Origin of the sequence: Pedobacter sp. Leaf250 (genome assembly GCF_920984735.1) — a bacterium.
Classification (GTDB): Bacteria; Bacteroidota; Bacteroidia; order Sphingobacteriales; family Sphingobacteriaceae; genus Pedobacter.
Window position 1 is genome coordinate 45,046 of record NZ_CAKLBU010000021.1, and the last position, 18,712, is coordinate 63,757.

Below are 18,712 nucleotides of genomic sequence, written 5' to 3' on the forward strand. Positions count from 1 at the left end.
GACGAAAAGCGGCATCTCGCTACGGTCGGGTTTAGGTGGCAGCTACAGTGCATCTATTTTTGGTTTAAAACCCGATTGAAATGAAAAACGCCAGGAGCATATTTTAGATACAAAAGTGTTCTAATGGCTGGTGTTGCCACCTGCCAAAATTAATTGTAAACACCAGACACAGTTTTGTGGGGACACTAATACCCAAAACCAAAAAAAAATCCCAAATTCAACAAATGAATTTGGGATTTAATATACTATGTTCAGCTTTATTTCTTAGCTATCTTATATAAATTTCCATTATCGGTAACGGCATAAAAGGCACCATCTTTTTCTACTAAATCACGGAAACGTTCTCCCTTTCCGGTAAGTAATCTTTCTTCACCAACAACCTTATTATCTTTAATAACCAAACGAATGATATGCGAACCACTTAATCCGCCAACAAATAAATTACCTTTCCATTCAGGAATTACGTTGCTATTATAAAAAGCTATCGAACCTGGTGAAATTACAGGATTCCAATAATAAACTGGTTGTTCCATACCTTCTTTTTGCTGAATGCCATCGCCTACTGCTTTACCACTGTATTCAATACCATAAGTAATTACTGGCCAGCCATAATTTTTGCCAGGTTTAATTAAGTTAACTTCATCGCCACCTCTCGGTCCAAATTCAGCTTCCCATAGGTCGCCGGTTTGTGGGTTAATGGCCAAACCATCAGGATTACGTAGTCCGTAGGCATAAATTTCTGGTTTAGCATCTGCTTTGCCAGCAAAACGCCCATTTGACACTGCTTTTCCATCTTTAGTCAAGTGAAGAATTTTTCCTAAAGAAGAATTTAATTGTTGAGCCTGAATTCTGATTTCACGATCAGAACGTTCGCCAGTACTCACAAAAAGGTTTCCATTTTTATCAAAAACAATACGTGAACCATATTGCAACTTACCTGTATGCGCCGGGGTGGCACGATAAATAATGGTCTGGTTTTCGATTTTGGTTTCACTGGCTGATAATTTTCCCTTGGCAATTGCTAAAAGCACCCCTTTGGCTTGTGGTTCTGAATATGCCCAATAAACCATTCTGTTTTTTGCAAAGTCAGGATCTAAGGTAACATCCAGCAATCCACCCTGGCCAGATGCATCAACTTTTGGCAAACCCTCAATTTTTTTGGTAAGTTTTCCACTTGCATCCAATATAACCATGGTGCCTTGCTTTTGGGTAATTAAAAAACCTCCATTTGGAAGAACGGATATTGCCCAAGGGTTTTCCAATTTTCCATTGATGATTGAAATATCTAGAGGAGTAGAAGTTTTAACCCCTGCAATACGCGTTTGCCCTGCAAAAGCAGGCTTGTAATCGGCGGTAGGCTTTTCTGTTTCAACAGGATTTTGTCCGGATACACAAGCTACATTAGCACAGTTAAGCGTAAATCCAGCAATTAATATACCCAATGTTTTATTTGTGATGAGTTTCATAGGAATAGTGAGATTTTTCTAATAAAGGAACAAAAATATTTTCTCATAAAAAAACCCGAATCCAATAAATAGATCCGGGTTTTTGTAATATTATTATTGAGGTTTGAGCATCAGATATAACATAAACCCTTTGCCTTTAACCATCAACCTATACTTAAGCCAATTGCTTATTTAACTTATCTGCTAATACTGATTTAGGTACTGCACCAACTTGTTTATCAACAACTTGTCCATCTTTAAAATACAATAAAGCTGGAATGTTACGGATACCAAACTGCATAGAAATTTGAGGGTTGTTATCAACATTAACTTTTCCTACTACTGCTTTACCATCATATTCTTTAGCGATTTCTTCTACTACAGGACCAACCATGCGACAAGGGCCACACCATTCTGCCCAAAAATCTACTAATACGGGTTTATCTGATTTTAATACAAGCTCCTCAAAGTTTGCATCTGTGATTTCTAATGCCATAATTATTTTTTTTATGTTCAAATATATGTATTCAATTGTAATGCCAACTACAGTGTAATGTCAATTTGACACTATTGTGGTTTGTTTTATTCTGTCGTCATTGCGAGGTACGAAGCAATCCATTATGAGAGATTGCTTCGTACCTCGCAATGACGATAATGTTAATTTAATTTGTAGTTTACAACATTCAACCCAACCAATTGTTCTAAGAACTTGTTATTGGGATTAATTTTCAAATTCTTCGACGGCAAATCCAACATAATCTGCTTCTCGCTATCAAAAACAGCGAAGTTAAGTTGGCAGTTTTGCTGCTCTGAGTTTGCCTTATTGTCTGCTAATATCAATTCAATTTCCCGCATTAACTCTTCGTTCACTCTCTCAATTGGAACTTGGATGGTTAAACTTTTCGCCAGTTTATCTCTCAATTCAGACATTAAGTTGATTGCCGTGATTTTAAATTCCCAATCGCCGGCTTTACCAAAACGTTCTCCAACCCTACCCCTAATTTGCAAGAAATAACCTTCCGTTAAAAAGGATTTGAACTTTAAAAAATCTTCTCCAAATAATGCCATTTCGCAGGCATCATCATAATCTTCGAAAACAAATGTGCCGAAAGGTTTACCGGTTTTGGTGATTCTTTGCGACGCTGCAACCACTAAACCGCCCACGCATAATTCACGGTTCTGAAGCTTGGCAAATTCAGCCAGAACTTCTTCATTCGTATCACCCATCCTCACTTTATTGATGATGCTTAACTGCCTTACGCCATGCGTACAAAACTTATCAAGCTCTAATTTATAGTTATCCAACGGGTGGCCGGAAAGGAAAATTCCAATGGCGTCTTTTTCATATTTTAATCGATCCATCAAAGCCCATTCTGGAGAAACTGGCAAAGTAGGCTCAAGAATTAAATCAGCTTTTGAACCTCCAAATAATGAAGCCTGTGAGGTGCTTTCATTATTCTGAAAGTCGTTAGCAAATTTGATAATTTTCTCGATACCATTCATTTTATCATTTGGACCAATGTAGAAAAATTGCGCCCGGTGACCACCAAAGGCATCAAATGCGCCGCTGTAAACAAAACTTTCGTAAGCTTTTTTATTTACAATTCGGGTGTTTGATCGCTTGGCAAAATCATAAACAGAAGCATAAGGTCCATTTCCAAGTCGTTCCTCGATAATACTTTCTACCGCTTTTTCACCTACCCCTTTAACTGCCGACATACCAAAACGAACTTCACCACGAACATTAACCGAGAATTTCAAATCAGATTCATTTACATCCGGACCCAAAACGGTAACACCCATTTGGCGACATTCTTCCATAAAGAAAGCCACTTGTTTGATATCGCTCATGTTGTTGGAAAGTACCGCAGCCATATATTCAGCAGGATAATGTGCCTTTAAATAAGCAGTTTGATAGGCGATCCAGGCGTAACAGGTGGAGTGTGATTTGTTAAAAGCGTAAGATGCAAATGCTTCCCAATCTTTCCAGATTTTTTCTAAAGTTGCAGCATCATGACCTTTTTCAGCTGCTTGCTTTACAAATTTAGGTTTCATTTTATCCAGAACGTCTTTCTGCTTTTTACCCATTGCCTTACGCAAAACGTCGGCCTCACCTTTGGTAAAACCAGCCAATTTTTGCGATAAAAGCATTACCTGCTCCTGGTAGACGGTAATTCCGTAAGTTTCTTTTAAATATTCCTCGCAGGCATCTAAATCATATTTAATATCTTCCTCGCCATTTTTACGCTTAACAAAACTTGGAATATATTCCATTGGTCCTGGGCGGTATAAGGCATTCATGGCAATTAAATCGTCGAAAACTGTTGGTTTCAACTCTTTCATGTATTTCTGCATACCCGGACTTTCATATTGAAAAATACCGATGGTTTCGCCACGCTGGAAGAGTTCATACGTCATCACATCATCAATTGGAAAAGTATCCGGATCAAGATTAATGCCATGCCTTTTCTTCACCAATTTAACGGTATCTTTAATCAGAGTAAGGGTTTTCAAACCCAAAAAGTCCATTTTTAATAAACCGGCGCTTTCTACAACCGAGTTATCAAATTGGGTTACATATAAGTCAGAATCTTTGGCTGTAGCAACCGGAACGAAATTCGTAATATCACTTGGCGTGATAATTACACCACAGGCGTGAATACCTGTATTTCTTAACGAGCCCTCTAAAACCTGAGCCTGTTGAATGGTTTCGGCACTTAGATCTTTCAAAAGCCCCATTGCTTTCAGCTCTTGCACACGCTCATATTCATCCGGACGTAAAGCATCTTTCAATGCTTTTTCATCCAAATTGAATATTTTGGCCAGCTTCATGTTTGGAATCAGCTTTGCAATTTTATCAGCCTCGAACAATGGTAAATCTAAAACCCTCGCCGTATCACGGATGGAAGATTTCGCCGCCATGGTTCCGTATGTGATAATTTGAGCCACCTGACTGGAACCATATTTATTAATTACGTATTCCATTACGCGACCACGGCCCTCATCATCAAAATCGATATCAATATCGGGCATGGAAACACGATCGGGATTTAAGAAACGCTCAAAAAGGAGATCGTACTTAATAGGATCGATGTTGGTAATCCACAAACAGTAGGCCACCACCGAACCCGCCGCCGAACCACGACCAGGACCAACGGAAACATCCCTTCGACGAGCCTCTGCTATAAAATCCTGCACAATCAAAAAGTAACCCGGGTATCCGGTTTTCTCAATCGTTGCTAACTCAAAATCCAAACGTTCGATTACAGGTGGTGTTAATTCCCCGTAACGTTTTTTTGCACCTTCGTAAGTTAAATGCCTTAAAAATTTATTTTCACCACGTTTTCCGCCGTCTGTTTCATCTTCATCAACCAGAAATTGTTCTGGAATATCGAACTTTGGTAAAAGTACTTCGCGGGCAAGTTTGTAGGTTTCAATTTTATCTACAATCTCTTGTATGTTTAAAATCGCATCGGGCAAATCAGCAAAAAGTGCTTTCATTTCGTCACCCGATTTGAAGTAATACTCTTGATTAGGCAAGCCATAGCGATAACCTCTTCCACGGCCAATTGGCGTAGCCTGTTTCTCACCGTCTTTTACACACAGTAAAATATCATGCGCATTTGCATCTTTTTTATTGATGTAGTAAGTATTGTTTGTCGCAACCAGTTTTACATCATGTTTTTTTGCAAGAGAAATTAAAGAAGTATTTACACGATCTTCATCTTCTTGACTATGACGCATCACTTCTACATAAAAATCTGATCCGAACTTTTCTTTCCACCAAACCAAAGCTTCTTCAGCCTGGTTTTCGCCCATGTTGAGGAGTTTATTTGAGATTTCTCCTGAAAGGTTTCCAGATAATACAATAATATCATCTTTGTACTGCTCAATTACATTTCGATCTATACGAGGAACATAATAGAAACCTTTTGTATAAGCGATAGACGACATTTTAGCCAAATTATGGTAGCCGTTTTTATTCTTCGCCAAAAGCACCATTTGGTAACCATTATCTTTTACGGTTCTGTTCAAATGGTCATCACAAACAAAAAACTCTACTCCAATAATTGGTGTCATTACCACTTCGGTTGGCCTTTGCCCAGCTTCAATGGCTTCTGCATTTTTTACTTCGGCTGCTTTGTTATGATTTAAAACTGCATTTACAAAGTGGAAAGCGCCCATCATATTGGCATGATCGGTCATAGCAACGGCTGGCATTTTTTGTGCTGCTGCTGCTTTTATCAAAGCAGGAATGCTGATTGTACTTTGTAAGACTGAAAATTGAGTGTGATTATGTAAATGCACAAACGTTGCCGCAGCAAGTTCTTGTTTATTTTCAGCGAGTTCTTGTTTGGAAACGCCGCCACTTTCTGCTTTCTGCAGGCGTTTGCGAATTTCATCGGAAGCTGCCTTTAAATTGATGTGTTTTAAACCTACACCATCAATCAATGCCGGGTTAATTTCCCTAAAACGAGGAAAATATTCCGCATCAACAAGCAGTTCTTCTTTTTTAAATACTTCGCGTTTAACCAGTTCTAAGAAGCATCGGGTTGTGGCTTCCACATCGGCGGTAGCATTGTGTGCTTCGTTAAAAGGAACGCCAAATAAATAAGAGTGCAATTCGGTTAAAGTTGGGAGTTTAAACTTCCCACCCCTACCTCCTGGCAGTTGCAAAAGTTGAGCTGTAATTTCAGTACAGGTATCAAGCACTGGCATTTCGGCCATGCGATTGGATACACCAAACCGGTGAAACTCACAACCCATAATGTTTACATCAAAGCCAACATTCTGACCCACAATAAACTTTGCTTTATTTAAAACCTCATTGAATTTAGCCAGCATTTCATCAAATGAGATACCTTGTTCAGTAGCCAATTCTGTAGAGATTCCATGGATTCTTTCTGCATCATAAGGAATGTTGAATCCCTCTGGTTTAACTAAATAATCCTGATGTTCAACCATCCTCCCCATCTCATCATGCAATTGCCATGCAATTTGAATACAACGCGGCCAGTTATCCGTATCGGTAATTGGAGCATTATAATTACGAGGCAAACCCGTGGTTTCAGTATCAAAAATTAAGTACATATTGTATTTTAAAGAATTAGCCGTTGCAGAAGAATAACGGTTCTTCAAAAATAAGGAATTTGGATGTTGATGTTGTCAGGATTTTATCAACAAAAGATAAGGATTGAATGAATAAATTTTGAATTAAGGAGTTGCGATAAAAACCATCTTTTTGTCATTCTGAACACAGTAAAGAATCTATAAGCGATAGAATACAAAAATAATGGAAACTGGTGTAAATCGGTTAAGGATTATTCGTTGCTTCTTTTTCTTCATTGCTTCTTGCGATGAAAAACCGGAACTCGCAATGACGATCGCCCAATAAATTAAACTTTAGAATGATAGAAAAAACTCCTTAAAAATGCTCCTGGCTCACCAACTCACTCACATCATATCCTTTTTCTCTACATCTTTCAATAATATCCACCAATAAATCGGCTTCCATTTTTGGTTCTCTAGCCATGATAAATAAGTATTTCTCATCTGGATGCCCAACTACAACATAACTATAATCAGCATCGATCTCGATAATCCAGTAACCAACTTTAAATGGCCACAGAAACTGGGCTTTCATATCTCCATCAGGCTTTTCTTCATCAAAAAATAATTTTGAAGTGATAGTCTTTTCTTCAGGTTTCCCATCCTTATGGTAAGTTGTCAATACATCAAAATGGTCATCATCTTTAAGTGTGTAGGTTTCGGTGGTTTGTTTCCAATTTTTATCCATCAATGTTGGAATAGAATATAAGGAATACCATTTACCTTCAAATGCTTTATAATCGATGTTTTCAATTGGTCTGTTTTCCATGATGAGTATTTATAATTTAACGCTATAGAAAGAAATATTGTTTTAAATAATTAGTTTTTTGATATGCAGATAGATTCATCGCGTCAAACATAAAGTTCATAAAAGCGTTTCATAAGCTCGTATTTGTTTTTATCTTCGATAGATAATTAACAGCAAACCTTTAAAATTAAATATATGAAAGTAACGGTTGTAGGTGCAGGCGCAGTAGGCGCAACCTGTGCAGATAATATCGCCAGAAAAGAATTAGCGAACGAACTTATTTTGCTGGATATTAAAGAAGGTTTTGCCGAAGGTAAAGCCATTGATATGATGCAAACGGCTACACTTTTAGGATTCGATACAAAAATTACTGGTGTAACCAACGATTACAGCAAAACGGCTGGATCGGATGTAGTTGTAATTACTTCGGGTTTACCGCGTAAACCAGGAATGACCCGCGAGGAATTAATTGGCATTAACGCTGGCATTGTAAAAGGTGTTGCCGAAAATATTCTAAAATTCTCTCCAGAGGCAATCATTATCGTGATCAGTAACCCAATGGATACCATGACTTATTTGGCTTTAAAATCATTAGGTTTACCTAAAAACCGCATTATTGGTATGGGTGGAACATTGGATAGTAGCCGTTTTAAATTCTACTTATCGCAAGCTTTAGATTGCAACCCAAGCGATTTGCAGGGTTTTGTAATTGGCGGCCATGGCGATACAACCATGATTCCGTTGACGCGTTTAGCAACCTACCAAAGTTTACCAGTAAGCAATTTATTAGATAAAGCTACGCTTGATAAAGTTGCCGCAGATACCATGGTTGGTGGAGCAACACTAACAGGTTTAATTGGAACTTCTGCCTGGTACGCACCAGGAGCTGCCGGTGCTGCTTTGGTTGAAGCAATTCTTCGTGATGAGAAAAAACTGTTTACTTGCTGTGTATCTTTAGAGGGTGAATATGGTCAGGATGATATTTGCTTAGGCGTTCCGGTAATTATTGGCCGCAATGGTTGGGAAAAAATTATCGATTTTAAATTAACCGAAGAAGAGCAGGCTGCTTTTAATAAAAGTGCTGATGCAGTAAGAAGCATGAACAGTGTTTTAGCAGAAATGAAATTGGTGTAATACAAACAACTACTACTAAAACTTAGGTCATGTAATACTTCTAACATGATCAAATAGATAGTAAAAAATATTAAATGAAATCCATTACTATCCCATTAAAACTGATAAACTTACAAGATGACGGCTTCCACCTATTGGTGGAAGTTGTTGTTTTTAAGGAAAAACATTTTGCCGTATTAGATACTGGTGCTTCGCGAAGTGTATTCGATAAATCGTTAATTGAACTACATCTTGCTGAAACACTCCAAGTATCAGAAGATATTAACGCTGCTACCCTATTTACCACTACTACAACTATTCAAGCTACCATTCCTGAAGTTAAAATTGGATCGCTGAAAATTAAAAACTACGAAACGGTTGCCTTTGATTTACAATCAGTTACTGACACTTATCAGCAATTCGGCCATCCACCAATTATTGGTATTATTGGTGGCGATATTTTAATGCAGTATAAAGCCGTTATTAATTATGAGAAATCTGCGTTAAGGCTTTACAAATAATTATGGCAAAAAAAGATATTATTGATCGGAACGATATTATATTATTGGTAGACTCATTTTACCAAAAAGTTCAGCAAAATAATATCATTGGCCATATATTTAATCAAGTTGTCCAAGTAGACTGGCTACATCATCTTCCAAAAATGTACGATTTTTGGGAAAGCATTTTATTTGGCAAAGCCACCTATAAAGGAAATCCAATGCTTACTCATTTCGATATCAATAAAAAAGCTGCTTTAAAAACTGAAGAATTTGATGCCTGGAAAAGATTATTTTTTGATACCGTTGATGAATTATTTGCAGGAGAAAACGCAGAAATAATCAAGCAGAAAGCACAATCTATAGCCGATTTAATGCACTTCAAAATAAATACGCATAACTCAAAAATCAATATCGTTTAACATTTTTTTCTTTTAATGGTGTCTTATGAAATTTAGGTAACCAAAAAATTATAGATGGATATCGCTCCTGATTGAACAGCATACAAAGCAACATGTACTATAGCCGAGAAAAGAATATCATTAGCAAGTGGATGTGTTTGGTATTGGATGGAATGGATAAGATGATTGGTAAAGATTTTGAAAGCGGATTAGCTAGCCTAAAGGAGAAGGAAAATTAATGTTGTTTTTTCTCCTCAAAGCCTCTTAATTGTTACATTTTAAGAGGCTTTGTTTTTTGGTTAATTTTTGACAAACAAACATTTATACCGTTATTGCGTTAAAAATCAATAATCCATAAAATTTACATCCAGTAAATTTTGGAGTTTCCTATTTATTAGACTATTTGCCAAGCATGAATATATTGTTAGTAGAAGATGAGCCAAATGTGGTTTCAGTAATTTCAAGAGGTTTAAGTGATGAAGGTTTTACAGTAAGTGTTGCACCCGATGGTTTAATCGGCAAGCAATTGGCAGCAGAAAATCAGTTCGACTTAATAATTCTCGATATTATGCTTCCCGGTATAAATGGATTGGAGCTTTGCAAAATCATAAAGGCTGAAACGCCAAATGTGCCCATCATTATGCTTACTGCTTTGGGCACTACCGAAAATGTGGTTAATGGATTGGATAATGGTGCTGATGATTACCTGATTAAACCCTTCAAATTTGCCGAACTTTTCGCCAGAATTAGAATGTTACTTCGCAGGTATAATGGCGCTGCCAATTTAGACCAGGTAATTAACATTGCTGATTTACAGATAAACCTAAGTGCCAAAACAGTAAAGCGAAACAATAAGGAAATTATATTAACAGCCACAGAGTACCGCTTGCTGGAGTTTATGGCAAAAAACAAATCAAAAATTCTATCTCGTATTGATATATTAGAAAGTGTATGGGATATCGATTTTAATTTAGGCACTAATGTGGTAGATGTATATGTAAACTACCTTCGCAAAAAAATAGATAAAAATGCCGATCAAAAACTCATTCATACTGCCGTAGGTTTGGGCTATGTTTTAAAAGGCTAAACAATGAATATCGCCAAAAAAATCACTTTATTATTTGCCATACTTTCGGCAGTGATCATCCTATTATTAAGCGGTTTTGTGTGGTATTTTTCAAACGAATTTGCATTCGAAGATTTTTATAAACGATTGGAAGCTCGGGTTAACATAGCTGCTCAAATAAAATTGTATGAAGATGATAACAATAAGGTTTATGCAAAAATGCGAAACCAATATTTAGAGCGTTTAGCATCAGAACGAGAATTTATTATCGAAGCTGGCAAAACAGAAAATAAATTAGACCGAGAATTGCCCTCAAGCTTTTACAACAGGATAAATTCTGGTTTCATGGCAAGATACCGTGTCGAAAATCATTTTTACGCCGGTAAGTTATTTAAGAGTGGCAATAAAAAGTATATCGTTATTATCTCTGCCAATGATCCTTTTGGCTTTAGAGAATTAAAAGATCTTCAGCGAACGCTGATTATTGGATTTTTTCTGTCTATCATATTATCATTTATTGTAGGCTGGAAATTCTCCAATTATATGCTGATGCCCTTGCGAAACATTATCTCTAGCGTAAAAAGGATAAAAGCCGAAAACTTACACATGCGTTTGGAAGTTAAAAAAGGCACTGATGAAATAGCGCAATTGGCACAAACCTTTAATAACATGCTCAATCGGCTGGAAACTGCTTTTGAGACACAGAATAATTTCATTAGCAATGCATCTCACGAGCTCAGAACCCCACTTACAGTAATTAGCGGAGAAGTAGAATTGGCCATGCGGGCGAATACCGATCCGCAAAAACAACATTTTGCCCTTGGAAAAATTAAAGATGAGGCGGAAAGATTGGAAAATATTATCACCAGTTTGCTGGGCTTGGCACAATCCGGTTTCAATGGAAAAAATCAACCGTGGGAACTTGTAAGAATGGATGAACTGCTTTGGGAAATTAAAGCTTCGGTACATCAGGTTCATCCGGAAAGCAAAATAGAGATAGATTTTTCCAAACTTCCTGATGATGATGAATTATTGAATTTAAAAATAAATAAAAACCTAATTAAACTTGCTCTTACGAATATTGTAAGCAACGCATGCAAATATTCGAATGATAAGCTGGTTAATATCGCAATAGAAACAAGTGCAAATTCTTTATCAATTGCAGTAACAGATCAAGGCATTGGAATTCCACAAACGGACATTCAACATATTTTTGAACCGTTTTACAGAGCTTCAAACACAAATGCTTTTAAAGGTTATGGCATTGGTTTACCCTTATCGCTTAACATCATCAGATTACACCGGGGAAGCATTGCCATCAAATCGCAGGAAGGAAAAGGAACTGAGATAAAAGTTCTGTTGCCATTAACAAGTATTTACTAATATATGAATCTGATTTTCTTCTGATTCTATTAAATATTATTAATTTTGGCAATCTAAAGTCTAAATTCTCCCATTCTACAACGTCAATCTCTAAGTTTCTGAAATTCTAATCCCGTTCTAATCTCATTCTTATGTCGCTGTAATCTTTTCGGGCTAAACTTGTATAAATATTTATTCATTTAACAAGAAAAAGCCATGAAAACAGTATTAGTACCTACAGATTTCAATATAGAAAGTACAAAAATCATTGATGGTTTAACGCAGACTCAACCTAACGAAACTTTTAATATCATTTTTGTACACGCATTCAAGTTATCAGATTCTATCACTGATATGTTAATGCTAAGTCGCAGAAGTAAAGATTATGAAAATATAAGCGATGAGTTTTATGAAACATTGAATAATTACAAAGCAAAGTACGCGAAGCAAGTAAGCACCATCGGTATAGAATATTTTTACGGCAGCACTGTAGCCGCATTTAAAAATTTTATAGAAGCTTTCGATGTAGATTTTATTGCTTACCCGAAAGATTATAGCTTTAAGCAAATCAATAAATTCAGTATCGATCCGAAGATTTTAACAGCTCGCTGCGGTTGCGAAGTTTTGGAACTAAACATCATGACACTTCACAACCAAGAAAACTTGATTGAAACTAAAATGCAAGAGAACGAATTAAAAGCGGCAAACGCTTAATAACTAACGAAATAAATTTAATATCATGCTGTTACGAAATAATATTCCGCTCACCTATATATTCGGGAAGATAAAAAAAGAAGTACTTTTTGTAATTGCATATTCCATCGGAATTGTAATTCTTTACCAAAACTTTCACGTTACCCGAATTTCAATTCCGATTACTGTGCCGGCTCTTTTAGGTACAATTATTTCTTTATTGTTGGCCTTCCGATCAAATCAGGCATACGATAGATGGTGGGAAGCCAGAATTTTGTGGGGAGCAATCGTTAACGATTCCAGATCAATCTCTCGCCAAATACTATCTTTTGTAGATAATCCTTACGGTTCTGATGAAATTGAAGCCTTTAAAGAAAAATTCATTAAAAGACAAATTGCCTGGGCTTATGCTTTAAGTCAGGCGTTACGCGGATTTAATCCACGAAAAGGATTGGAACAATATTTATCTGCCGATGAAATGGCTTTTATTAAAAAACGTAAAAATGTAACCACCACAATATTGGAATTACATGCTATGGATTTAAAGAAAGCTTTAAATGAAGGTTGGATAAATAAGTATCAGCAAATTGAAATAGACAAGACACTAACTGCATTGTGTAACCACATGGGTGGCTGTGAACGTATTAAAAACACGGTTTTTCCGGTAACTTACAGCAAATACATCAACATGTCGATACACTTATTTATCGTATTGTTACCTTTTGGATTAATCGAATACTTCGGTTATATGGAGGTTCCATTGGTTGTTGCAATTGCGGCTTTCCTTCTTTTGGTAGAGAAAATGGCTGTTCATCTTCAAGATCCATTTGAGAATAAACCAACCGATACGCCGACAACTACCATTTGCAGAACAATTGAGCGTGATCTGTACCAAATGATTGATGACAATAAAATACTAGAAGATAAGCCACAAACAGAATTGGCCCAAGTAGGTTCATACTACATCTTATAAAAATCTTAATTCTTAGTTCTGTTCCAAGTTCGGAATGGGTTAGTTAAAAACGATAGGTCTTCTCCCTGGATGGGGAGAAGCTTATTTATTTTAAAGCCAATCCATTAAGATTTATACCCAAAAATTTCTTTACGATCTGTAGTGCTAAATCTATTTAAACCTAATGGCTTTTAAAGGCGATACTTTGCTGATTAATAAAGATGGAATAATGAGCACAATTAAGCAAACAACTACAGTAAGCACATTCAAACCCAATACATCGAGAAAGTGAAATTCGATTGGTGCATAAGCCAGGAAATAAGAAGATTGATTTAGCTTGAAAATATGTGTTGCTTGCTGGAAGAAACCCAATCCTAAGCCCAGGATATTTCCAAGGAGCAACCCAATGCCGATAAGATAAGCTGCATTATAAAGGAATATTTTCATAATACTCCAATTACTTGCCCCGAATGATTTGAGCATTCCAATCATATTGGTACGCTCCAAAATCATTATTAATAATGCTGTAACCATATTAATTACACCTACAATAAGCATTAAAATTAGCAAAACCCGAGTATTTACATCAAGTAATCCTAACCAGGTAAATATATTTGGAAAGTTTTCGATGATGGAGAATGAGCGTAGATTTTGAGGTAGGCTTTCGAAAATATTTGCCGAAACTTTGCCAATATTTTTGAAGTTTTTTATTCGGATTTCAACTCCGCCAATTTGATTGGGTTTCCAGTTATTTAAACGTTTGATAATGTTCAAATTTCCAAGCACGAAACTCTTGTCAATATCCTCTACCCCAATATCATAAATCCCAACAATTTTAAATTTCCTGGGCCGCAATTGGTTTTGAACAAAGTACATGATAAAATCATCACCAGTTTTGAGTTTTAATCTATTGGCGGTATAATTTGAAATCAATAGTTCTTGCATTGCTGCTGTGCTGTCGGCAAAATCGATAATGGTTCCACTAATAATGTGCTGCTTGATATAATCCCAATTATAATTTTTATCAACCCCCTTGAAATTTATTCCTTCAATTTCATCATTAGCTGATAAAATTGCTGGTTTGGTAGCAAATGGATAAAAATATTCTATATCTGGATTTTCCTTCAGCTTTTTTTGGGTTTCACTATCCAATATAAAAGGCGAGTGTTCGAAAGAATTATTTAAATCATACCGGGTAATTTGTACATCGCCTAAATAGCCTCGTACTTTATCCTGAATTTCGGTTTTAAAGCCTTTGATAATAGCAATGGAAAGGATCATCACCGCTAAACTTAGCATTACGCCTGCTATGGCAATACGAACGATGAGCTTTGAAAAAGGTCGATCAGATTTAATGGCGATACGCCCAGCTATGAAATAGGAGAAATTCAACTTGATTAATTTGTAACAGCAAAAATGCTTAAATCCTTTTTAAAAATGGTATATATTTGGAATATAATGGTCGGCTTAACAGAATAATATCCAAATTACAATAATCAAATAAAATGCTAAATTGTTTTATCGACTCATTTATAGAACCAAATATTAAAATTTATCCCAAAATGAAAAAATACATCAGCTTCGCACTTACTTCTTTAATTGCATTTTCAGCATGTGGGCAAGGACCGAAAACTTTAGAGCAAGAGGTTGGAAAAGGCGTTCCAAATTCTAAAAAATCAATACGAAAGGAAAGTGTAAATATTCAAACCAGCATTAAAACTGGCGCCGAACAAACTGAAAAGTATTTACCGCTTTTAAAAGGGAAACGTGTAGGTATGGTGGTCAATCCAACATCAATCATCGGTAAAGAAACTGTTGTAGATAGTTTGTTAAAATTAGGTGTTAAAATTCAGAAAATATTTGGGCCTGAACATGGTTTTAGAGGCGATGCCAGTGCAGGAATTCATGTTGATGACGCAGTTGATACCAAAACTGGCATAAAGGCGATTTCTCTATATGGTAAACATAGTACGCCCACTAAAGATGATCTATCGGATATTGATATTGTGATTTTCGATATCCAGGATGTGGGTGTTCGATTTTATACCTATATGAATACCCTGCAGCGGGTAATGGAGGCTTGTGCTGTTTATGATAAGGAAGTCATGATTTTGGATCGCCCAAACCCAAATGGTTATTTTATCGATGGTCCGATTCTCGATCCTAAATACAAATCTGGTATTGGTATACAGCCCATCCCTATTGTACATGGCTTAACCTTAGGCGAATATGCACAGATGCTTAATGGCGAAGGCTGGTTAAAAGATAAAGTTAAATGTAAGATCACAGTGATAAAAAACGCAAACTACAGCCATGATATGGAGTATGTTTTGCCGGTTAAACCATCACCGAATTTAAATACAGCGCAATCAATTTTATTATATCCAAGTACTTGCCTGTTCGAAGGTATTTATCTAAATCACGGTCGCGGTACTCAATTTCCGTTCACTATCATTGGCGCACCGTATTTAAAAGGAATTTACAAATTTTCTTATACACCTACCGGGATTAAAGGAATGGCAGAAACGCCAATTTTTAAGGATCAGGTTTGTTATGGTATTGATTTAAGAAATTATGATACTAATATTTTAAGAAAAGAAAAAAAGATCAACTTAAGCTGGGTAATTGATTTGTACAAAGCATCACCAAAAAAAGAGGATTTCTTCAATTCGAGCCTAAGTAACCAAACTATGCCCATCGAAAGGTTAATCGGCGTTGGTGATTTTAGACAGCAAATTATCGATGGAAAAAGTGAAAAAGAAATTAGAGCAAGTTGGGAACCCGGATTGAGTAATTACAAAAAAATGCGTTTGAAGTATTTGCTGTATAAATAATGATTGATTGAGGGAGGGAATGAGAGAATTAGTGAATGAGAGAATGAGAGAATGAATGATTGAATTATTGTATGGCAATGCAAACAATTGATCTTTAAACTTTGTTTTCAATGCAGAATGGCATTTAATCATTCACTCATTCAAAATTCAATAATCATTATTATGAGCGGACCTAAAGAAAAAAACGATAATCCTGGAAGTAATTATCAGGAAGAAGTACCTAAAGGAAGAGAACCAAAAGATCATAAAACGGTTAGAAAGCCAAACGACAGCTTACCAAATAAACCATCTAAAACGGAGAATCCTGCTAAACAACGCGAGAATGAAGAACAGCCCGTTCATTCTATAAAAAAAGCGCCTAAAGAATAAAAATTATTAAGTTTCATCACAATTTAAACAGTGTGATGAAACTAATTTATTTACTTCCAGTTGCTTTTAAAAACGATAATAATACTTTCTCATCATGTTCCAAGCCAGTTTTTCCAATGGCTTTATGGTTATTCATTTTCTTTAAATATTTTTCCAGCTCATTATTTTCGTAAGCTGTTATCAAAATTGGATAAACATAAGAACTCTTGCAAACAGCACGTGTATTTCCTAATTTGGTTGCTACACAATCCAAAACACTTACAACCGTTTTCTTTGTATTCAACTCCCAATTTTTATCAGCTGCACATTTCGAAAACTGACGTAAAGCTTCTAAAGTTCCACCCCAGGTTCTAAAATCTTTAGCGGTAAAATCATTCCCTGTAATTTCTTTAATGTAGTTATTGATTTTTCCAGAATCGATGCCTTTGTGCTCCTTGCCGTTGGTATAATATTGAAATAAATCCTGCCCAGGAATATCACGACACTTTTTAACGAGCTTGGCAAGCGATCGATCATTGAGTTCAACATTTTGTTTTACTCCCTTTTTGCCAATAAATTTCATGCTAATTTTACTTCCGTTGATTTTAACATGTTTATCTTTCAAGGTTGTTAATCCAAATGATCCATAAAGCTGTGCGTAACTTTCATTACCCACACGGATTAAAGTTTTCTGAAGCACATCTACAGAAATTGCTAGCACTTTGCGCTCATCAAATTCTTTCCTTTTTAAATCTTTTGATAGTTTTTTTCTGGCATCGGGCAGTGCTTTGCCAAATTCAAATAAACGGTAATACTTATCGTCTGATCGGCGACTTGTCCATTTAGCGTGATACCTATATTGTTTTCTACCTGCGGCATCGGTACCAGTTACCTGCAAATAAGCATTTGGTTTATTTGCTATCCACACATTCTGCCAGGCAGGCGGAATCACCAATGCTTTTATTCGATCGAGATGCTTTTCTTCAGTAATTTTTAGACCTTTTTTATCTTCGTAATAAAATTTACCAGGTTTACCCTTTCTGTAAATTCCAGACATGGAATCGGTTACATAAACCAACCCGCTTGCTTTAACTACATCTTCGCCTTGTACCATTTTAACCTATAAGGATGATTTATTTTTAGTTATTTTGCAAAAACTTAATGTGCACATTCACGTTAAGATAGAAACACAACACTTTCTTATGAAAATAGTTTTTATGGGCACGCCCGATTTTGCAGTTGCTTCTTTAGACGCTTTGGTGCAAGCCAATTTCGATATTGTAGCTGTAGTTACTGCTCCGGATAAACCTGCTGGTCGCGGACAAAAAATTAACGAAAGCGCAGTTAAAAAGTATGCAGTAGAGAAAGGAATTCCTGTTTTACAGCCTGAAAGATTAAAAAATCCAGAATTTTTGGAAGTGCTTAAATCTTACCAAGCCGATTTACAAGTTGTTGTAGCTTTTAGAATGTTGCCAGAAGTGGTTTGGAATATGCCAGCAAAGGGCACGATTAATCTTCATGGGTCTTTATTGCCACAATATCGTGGAGCAGCTCCAATTAATCATGCCATTATCAATGGTGAAAAAGAAAGTGGCGTAACTACATTTTTTCTCACTCATGAAATTGATACTGGCGATATTATTCAAAGTGCCTCTACCGCTATTTCAGACCATGAAACCGCAGGAGAACTACATGATAAACTGATGCATATCGGAGCGAATTTATTAGTAAAAACTGTCGCTGCAATCGAAAAGGGAGATTACACAGAGCAGCCACAACCACAAAGTGATGTTTTAAAACATGCACCTAAAATTTTTAAAGACGATTGCAAAATCAATTGGAACAACTCATCACTTCAGGTATATAATTTGATCCGTGGATTGAGTCCGTACCCAACAGCATTTACATTTTTGAATGATAAAACCCTTAAAATTTTTAAAGCTGAATTAGAAGACAAAGAACCAGGAATAGTTGCTGGTGGTTTCCTTACCGACGGCAAAACCTATTTAAAATTTGCTACCAAAGATGGTTTTATCAAATTGTTAGATATTCAGTATGAAGGGAAAAAACGTATGCTTATTGAAGACTTTCTTCGTGGAACGAGGTTGTAATGCAATTTTATTGAATAATTGCGCTAACAG

At 36.2% G+C, this 18,712-nt stretch carries 17 protein-coding genes; 11 read left to right on the forward strand and 6 right to left on the reverse strand.

Annotated features, from left to right (window positions below; translation table 11 throughout):
• Positions 1 to 257 precede the first annotated feature (257 nt).
• The 4 genes from LUA91_RS17155 to LUA91_RS17170 form a co-directional block, all read right to left on the reverse strand.
• Positions 258 to 1,466: a PQQ-dependent sugar dehydrogenase gene (locus LUA91_RS17155; RefSeq protein WP_231427334.1), complete on the reverse strand. Its 1,209-nt coding sequence runs from the start codon at positions 1,464 to 1,466 to the stop codon at positions 258 to 260.
• Between the two features lie 154 nt (positions 1,467 to 1,620).
• Entirely contained in the window at positions 1,621 to 1,941 is a 321-nt protein-coding gene (gene trxA / locus LUA91_RS17160; protein WP_010602362.1) for a thioredoxin, read from the reverse strand.
• A gap of 161 nt (positions 1,942 to 2,102) precedes the next feature.
• Complete coding sequence (gene dnaE, locus LUA91_RS17165; RefSeq protein ID WP_231427368.1) at positions 2,103 to 6,536, reverse strand: DNA polymerase III subunit alpha; 4,434 nt, start codon at positions 6,534 to 6,536, stop codon at positions 2,103 to 2,105.
• Positions 6,537 to 6,870: 334 nt separating this feature from the next.
• Positions 6,871 to 7,323 carry a lipocalin family protein gene (locus tag LUA91_RS17170; protein WP_231427335.1) on the reverse strand — a complete coding sequence of 151 codons (453 nt, stop codon included), beginning with the start codon at positions 7,321 to 7,323 and terminating at the stop codon, positions 6,871 to 6,873.
• A gap of 174 nt (positions 7,324 to 7,497) precedes the next feature.
• Here LUA91_RS17170 and mdh point away from each other — a divergent pair, with 174 nt between their 5' ends.
• The 8 genes from mdh to LUA91_RS17205 all read left to right on the forward strand — a co-directional run bounded on the left by mdh (position 7,498) and on the right by LUA91_RS17205 (position 13,410).
• Entirely contained in the window at positions 7,498 to 8,436 is a 939-nt protein-coding gene (gene mdh / locus LUA91_RS17175) for a malate dehydrogenase (RefSeq protein WP_231427336.1), read from the forward strand.
• 74 nt (positions 8,437 to 8,510) lie between these two features.
• Positions 8,511 to 8,936 (forward strand): aspartyl protease family protein, encoded by a 426-nt coding sequence (locus LUA91_RS17180; RefSeq protein WP_231427337.1) that lies wholly within the window; start codon positions 8,511 to 8,513, stop codon positions 8,934 to 8,936.
• A 2-nt stretch (positions 8,937 to 8,938) separates the two neighbouring features.
• The gene (locus tag LUA91_RS17185; RefSeq protein WP_231427338.1) at positions 8,939 to 9,337 is read left to right on the forward strand and encodes a group III truncated hemoglobin; all 399 of its coding nucleotides are present in this window, start codon (positions 8,939 to 8,941) and stop codon (positions 9,335 to 9,337) included.
• A 92-nt stretch (positions 9,338 to 9,429) separates the two neighbouring features.
• Positions 9,430 to 9,555 (forward strand): hypothetical protein, encoded by a 126-nt coding sequence (locus LUA91_RS20680; RefSeq protein WP_255717827.1) that lies wholly within the window; start codon positions 9,430 to 9,432, stop codon positions 9,553 to 9,555.
• A 173-nt stretch (positions 9,556 to 9,728) separates the two neighbouring features.
• A complete protein-coding gene (locus LUA91_RS17190) occupies positions 9,729 to 10,403 on the forward strand; it encodes a response regulator transcription factor (protein ID WP_231427339.1) in 675 nt (224 codons plus the stop codon).
• Between the two features lie 3 nt (positions 10,404 to 10,406).
• Complete coding sequence (locus LUA91_RS17195; RefSeq protein WP_231427340.1) at positions 10,407 to 11,765, forward strand: cell wall metabolism sensor histidine kinase WalK; 1,359 nt, start codon at positions 10,407 to 10,409, stop codon at positions 11,763 to 11,765.
• Between the two features lie 195 nt (positions 11,766 to 11,960).
• The gene (locus LUA91_RS17200; protein WP_231427341.1) at positions 11,961 to 12,458 is read left to right on the forward strand and encodes a hypothetical protein; all 498 of its coding nucleotides are present in this window, start codon (positions 11,961 to 11,963) and stop codon (positions 12,456 to 12,458) included.
• A 25-nt stretch (positions 12,459 to 12,483) separates the two neighbouring features.
• Entirely contained in the window at positions 12,484 to 13,410 is a 927-nt protein-coding gene (locus LUA91_RS17205) for a bestrophin family protein (protein ID WP_231427342.1), read from the forward strand.
• Positions 13,411 to 13,560: 150 nt separating this feature from the next.
• Here the strand turns inward: LUA91_RS17205 and LUA91_RS17210 are convergent, their stop codons facing one another.
• The gene (locus tag LUA91_RS17210; protein WP_231427343.1) at positions 13,561 to 14,781 is read right to left on the reverse strand and encodes an FtsX-like permease family protein; all 1,221 of its coding nucleotides are present in this window, start codon (positions 14,779 to 14,781) and stop codon (positions 13,561 to 13,563) included.
• Between the two features lie 170 nt (positions 14,782 to 14,951).
• On the opposite strand from LUA91_RS17210, the gene LUA91_RS17215 reads away from it, so the two are divergent.
• Together LUA91_RS17215 and LUA91_RS17220 are read left to right on the forward strand one after the other, a co-directional pair.
• A complete protein-coding gene (locus tag LUA91_RS17215) occupies positions 14,952 to 16,223 on the forward strand; it encodes an exo-beta-N-acetylmuramidase NamZ domain-containing protein (RefSeq protein WP_231427344.1) in 1,272 nt (423 codons plus the stop codon).
• A gap of 162 nt (positions 16,224 to 16,385) precedes the next feature.
• The gene (locus LUA91_RS17220) at positions 16,386 to 16,592 is read left to right on the forward strand and encodes a hypothetical protein (protein ID WP_231427345.1); all 207 of its coding nucleotides are present in this window, start codon (positions 16,386 to 16,388) and stop codon (positions 16,590 to 16,592) included.
• Between the two features lie 46 nt (positions 16,593 to 16,638).
• Here the strand turns inward: LUA91_RS17220 and LUA91_RS17225 are convergent, their stop codons facing one another.
• Positions 16,639 to 17,685, reverse strand: coding sequence for a DNA topoisomerase IB (locus LUA91_RS17225; protein ID WP_231427346.1), 1,047 nt, complete (start codon positions 17,683 to 17,685; stop codon positions 16,639 to 16,641).
• 88 nt (positions 17,686 to 17,773) lie between these two features.
• On the opposite strand from LUA91_RS17225, the gene fmt reads away from it, so the two are divergent.
• Entirely contained in the window at positions 17,774 to 18,682 is a 909-nt protein-coding gene (gene fmt / locus LUA91_RS17230) for a methionyl-tRNA formyltransferase (RefSeq protein ID WP_231427347.1), read from the forward strand.
• Positions 18,683 to 18,712: the final 30 nt, after the last annotated feature.

What these genes read in the sequence shown, in the direction of transcription:
- LUA91_RS17155 (WP_231427334.1), bottom strand. Translation starts at nt 1,466, where the DNA reads ATGAAACTCATCACAAATAAAACATTGGGTATATTAATTGCTGGATTT.
- LUA91_RS20680 (WP_255717827.1), top strand. Translation starts at nt 9,430, where the DNA reads ATGTACTATAGCCGAGAAAAGAATATCATTAGCAAGTGGATGTGTTTG.
- LUA91_RS17225 (WP_231427346.1), bottom strand. Translation starts at nt 17,685, where the DNA reads ATGGTACAAGGCGAAGATGTAGTTAAAGCAAGCGGGTTGGTTTATGTA.
- LUA91_RS17220 (WP_231427345.1), top strand. Translation starts at nt 16,386, where the DNA reads ATGAGCGGACCTAAAGAAAAAAACGATAATCCTGGAAGTAATTATCAG.
- LUA91_RS17215 (WP_231427344.1), top strand. Translation starts at nt 14,952, where the DNA reads ATGAAAAAATACATCAGCTTCGCACTTACTTCTTTAATTGCATTTTCA.
- LUA91_RS17185 (WP_231427338.1), top strand. Translation starts at nt 8,939, where the DNA reads ATGGCAAAAAAAGATATTATTGATCGGAACGATATTATATTATTGGTA.
- LUA91_RS17180 (WP_231427337.1), top strand. Translation starts at nt 8,511, where the DNA reads ATGAAATCCATTACTATCCCATTAAAACTGATAAACTTACAAGATGAC.
- LUA91_RS17200 (WP_231427341.1), top strand. Translation starts at nt 11,961, where the DNA reads ATGAAAACAGTATTAGTACCTACAGATTTCAATATAGAAAGTACAAAA.
- LUA91_RS17170 (WP_231427335.1), bottom strand. Translation starts at nt 7,323, where the DNA reads ATGGAAAACAGACCAATTGAAAACATCGATTATAAAGCATTTGAAGGT.
- trxA (WP_010602362.1), bottom strand. Translation starts at nt 1,941, where the DNA reads ATGGCATTAGAAATCACAGATGCAAACTTTGAGGAGCTTGTATTAAAA.
- mdh (WP_231427336.1), top strand. Translation starts at nt 7,498, where the DNA reads ATGAAAGTAACGGTTGTAGGTGCAGGCGCAGTAGGCGCAACCTGTGCA.
- dnaE (WP_231427368.1), bottom strand. Translation starts at nt 6,536, where the DNA reads ATGTACTTAATTTTTGATACTGAAACCACGGGTTTGCCTCGTAATTAT.
- LUA91_RS17195 (WP_231427340.1), top strand. Translation starts at nt 10,407, where the DNA reads ATGAATATCGCCAAAAAAATCACTTTATTATTTGCCATACTTTCGGCA.
- LUA91_RS17205 (WP_231427342.1), top strand. Translation starts at nt 12,484, where the DNA reads ATGCTGTTACGAAATAATATTCCGCTCACCTATATATTCGGGAAGATA.
- LUA91_RS17190 (WP_231427339.1), top strand. Translation starts at nt 9,729, where the DNA reads ATGAATATATTGTTAGTAGAAGATGAGCCAAATGTGGTTTCAGTAATT.
- fmt (WP_231427347.1), top strand. Translation starts at nt 17,774, where the DNA reads ATGAAAATAGTTTTTATGGGCACGCCCGATTTTGCAGTTGCTTCTTTA.